Origin of the sequence: Microbacterium sp. CPCC 204701 (assembly GCF_004010105.1) — a bacterium.
GTDB lineage: Bacteria > Actinomycetota > Actinomycetes > Actinomycetales > Microbacteriaceae > Microbacterium.
The window spans coordinates 1-2,975 of sequence record NZ_RRYE01000354.1 but is presented as its reverse complement, the minus strand read 5'-3'; the positions used below and the strand labels follow the sequence as shown (position 1 = coordinate 2,975).

Sequence of the window (2,975 nt, the reverse complement as noted above, 5' to 3'; positions counted from 1 at the left end):
GCAGCCGCCGTAGTACCGGCGGCCGGGGTACCCCTCGGCGTACTTGTTGGTGAGCACGGAGCCCTGCGACTGGAGCACCGAGACGGGCACGAAGTTCTCGGAGGCGATCATCTCGAGGTAACCGCGCTGGCGCTCGAGCTCGCGCTCGAGCACTTGAGCGATCTCGGGATCGACCTCGGCGAGAGGGGCGTTGAAGTACTGATCGGTCATGGCGATCTCCTTGACGACGGCTTCGGTTGGTTGTCCCGCATCGGCCCAGGCGCGCGGTCGAATGCCGTTGTCGGTCGCTCCCCGGTGGTGACCCACCTCAACGCCAGTCGCGACATCCCCGAGCATAACGGATGCCGCGGCCTGCTCGCAGCGCCGGATCACGCCCTGCTAGGCTGAGCCGAACCGTTTTGTTAGGACTCTTTACATGACGCGTCGCCGAGGACCGGCTGTCACGGCAGCCGCGCTTCTCGTCGCCGCGCTGCTCGCCGGTTGCACCCCGGCGGCCCAGAATGGAGGCACTGTGTCGCTGCCCGCCGTGGTACCCGCCCCCGCCTCGATCGAGCGTGGGCAGGGCAAGCCGTTCCGGCTGCACGGCGGGACCGCCGTGGCGGGAGAGACGGATGCCGCGGCCGCGCTCCTCGCCGTGGTCGAGGCCCGCACGGGCCTGACGCTCACGGGCGAAGGCCGGCTCGGGGTCGACCTTCGCGTCGACCCGTCCACCGGCGGACCCGAGTCGTACCGGATCACGGCGGAGGCGGCATCCGTCGTCGTCACCGGAGCCGACGCTGCGGGACTCTTCTACGGCGTGCAGACCCTGGCGCAGCTGCTCACGCGCGACGGCGAGGAGTGGATCATCCCGGCGGTCGAGATCACCGACGCCCCGCGGTTCGCGTACCGCGGCGTGATGCTCGACGTCGCACGGCACTTCCATCCCGTCGAGACGGTGAAGGGCTACATCGACCGCGCCGCGTCCGTGAAGCTCAACGCGCTGCACCTGCACCTCACCGACGACCAGGGATGGCGCCTCCACCTCGACTCGCGGCCGAAGCTCGCCGAGCGCGCGAGCGGCACGTCCGTCGGCGGCGACCCGGGGGGCTTCTACACCAAGGACGACTACCGCGAGATCGTCGCGTACGCGGCGGCGAATCACATGATCGTCGTCCCCGAGATCGACATGCCGGGCCACACGCACGCCGTCGGACTGGCGTACCCCGAACTCGCCGAGGCCCCGAGCATCGACGAGCACATGCGCGAGGTGATCCGCGCGTACGGCGGCGGTGAGCCGACGCCGGGAGTGCCGTACGAGGGTCTCGCGGTCGGATTCTCGTCGCTGAGGATCGACGACGAGGCGACGTACGACTTCATCGCCGACGTGTTCGGCGAGCTCGCCGCGATGACTCCCGGCCCGTATCTGCACCTCGGCGGCGACGAGTCGCTCAGCACGACAGACGAGGACTTCGCATCGTTCATCGCCCGCGCGAGCGCGATCATCGCCGATCTCGGCAAGACACCGGTCGCCTGGCACGAGGCCGGGGCCGCGTCCGGGATCGCCGACACCACCGTCGGGCAGTACTGGGGCTTCGTCACCCCGACGGGCGGCATGGACGAGCGAGCGCGCGCGTTCGTCGCGAACGGCTCGCAGCTGATCCTCTCCCCGGCCGACGCCATCTACCTCGACATGCAGTACCCGTCGGGTCCCGAGCTCGGGCTGACGTGGGCGAACGGCCCCACGAGCGTCGAGCGGGCCTACGCGTGGGAGCCGTCCGACGTGATCTCCGGCATCGACGACAGCGACATCCTCGGCGTCGAGGCGCCGCTGTGGACCGAGACGGTCCGGACCGCGGCCGACATCGACCTCATGGCGTTCCCCCGCATCGCCGCCGCCGCCGAGGCGGGCTGGTCTCCCGCGACCGGCACGAGCGACCTGCGCACCTGGGAGTCGTTCCGCGCGCGGGTCGGCGAGCTCGGCCCGCTGTGGACGAGCCTCGGCATCGGCTTCCACCCGTCCGACGAGATCCCGTGGGTCACCGAATGAGCACGCTCGTCCATTCCGTCCGCGTCATCGGCTCGTCTGTCCCGGCCGATCGCGCCGTCGCCTGGGTGCTGTTCGACGACGGCCTGGTCGCCGCGACCGGCGTCGGCGACCGGCCGGACGCCGACGAGATCGTCGACGGCGGGGGCGGATGCCTCGTCCCCGGCTTCGTCGACATCCACGGGCACGGCGGGGGCGGCGCGAGCTTCGACGACGGCCTCGATGCGGTGAGGGTGGGGCGGGCGCTGCACCGAGCGCATGGCACGACCCGAGCCGTGATCTCGCTCGTCACCGCGTCGCTCGACGAGATGGCCGCGCGGGCGGCGATGGTCGCAGACGCCTGCGCGTCGGATCCGACGATCCTGGGCTCGCACCTCGAGGGCCCCTTCCTCGACCCCGGGCACAAGGGTGCGCACACCGCGGGACTGCTGCGTGCGCCGGACGCGGCATCCGTCGATCTTCTGCTCGAAGCCGGACGCGGCACGATCCGTCAGGTGACCCTCGCCCCCGAACTCCGCGGCGCCGACGATGCGATCCGCCGGTTCACCGAGGCCGGAGTCGTCGTGGCCGTCGGCCATACCGACGCCGACGCGGCCGGGGCGCACCGGGCGTTCGACGCCGGCGCGACGGTGCTCACGCACGCGTTCAACGCGATGCGCGGCATCCACCATCGCGCCCCGGGGCCGGTCGTGGCGGCACTGCGCGACGACCGCGTCACGCTCGAAGTGATCGCCGACGGCGTCCACGTCGACATGGAGCTCATCACGACCCTCTTCGCCGTGGCGGGCAACCGCATCGCGCTCGTCACCGACGCCATGGCCGCGGCCGGGTCCGCCGACGGCCGGTACGAGCTCGGCGGGCTGGCCGTGACGGTGTCGGACGGCGTCGCGCGTCTCGACGACGGCGGCTCGATCGCGGGCTCGACGCTCACGCAGGACGCGGCCGTGCGCCG

General features: G+C 71.8%; 2 protein-coding genes, 1 pseudogene and 1 riboswitch. Of the genes and pseudogenes, 2 read left to right on the top strand and 1 reads right to left on the bottom strand.

Annotated elements, in window-relative coordinates:
- Nucleotides 1-210 (bottom strand): annotated as a pseudogene (locus EIO58_RS15250) (serine hydroxymethyltransferase); the annotation flags it as partial.
- 36 nt (nucleotides 211-246) lie between these two features.
- A riboswitch (ZMP/ZTP riboswitch) is annotated at nucleotides 247-331 on the bottom strand.
- Nucleotides 332-511: 180 nt separating this feature from the next.
- Between EIO58_RS15250 and EIO58_RS15245 the strand changes: the two are divergent.
- Complete coding sequence (locus EIO58_RS15245) at nucleotides 512-2,026, top strand: family 20 glycosylhydrolase (RefSeq protein ID WP_205789317.1); 1,515 nt, start codon at nucleotides 512-514, stop codon at nucleotides 2,024-2,026.
- The coding region (locus EIO58_RS15240) for an N-acetylglucosamine-6-phosphate deacetylase (protein ID WP_127820228.1) at nucleotides 2,023-2,975 on the top strand (953 nt) is incomplete at its 3' end. The genes EIO58_RS15245 and EIO58_RS15240, both read left to right, overlap by 4 nt.